At 30.7% G+C, this 437-nt stretch carries 1 protein-coding gene; it reads left to right on the top strand.

What is annotated here, in order from left to right:
* A partial coding sequence (locus AC1DWA_RS33470) for a hypothetical protein (protein ID WP_477917804.1) occupies positions 1-267 on the top strand: 267 nt, incomplete at its 5' end.
* Positions 268-437: the final 170 nt, after the last annotated feature.

Below are 437 nucleotides of genomic sequence, written 5' to 3'. Positions count from 1 at the left end.
ACACGTGATAGCAAAGGTTGGGTTTATTTAGATAAGAAAGCAAATGCTTCACGTTTTTGCTTTTTCTTAGATGCTTGGGGAAGAATAAAATTTTGGCATTATGGTGGAGACGAAGATAATCTAAATTTTAAACTTCATGATCGTGGAGGGAAAAATTGGTTGAGTACAGATGGATATAAAAGATACTTAAAAGATGACGAGCCAAATACTCGTTTAGGAGAAAGAACAGAAATTGACAGAGACTTATTCGAAGTCAGAAACGCTTAATGAATTATATAAATAAGAATAACCACCCTTTTTGAAGGTGGTTATTCTTATTTTTCAAATGTATAAAATATATAAATCTAGTTACCACAATCATCAATACCGGAAGCAAAATATATTTGCACAAAAAAATATTGTATTTCATGTTTTGTTTTAAATTAAACGGGTAGAGC

It is taken from the genome of Rhodococcus sp. P4_F3_2, from assembly GCF_056401335.1.
The sequence above is the reverse complement of the archived record's forward strand: the minus strand, read 5'-3'. Positions and strand labels throughout refer to the sequence as shown.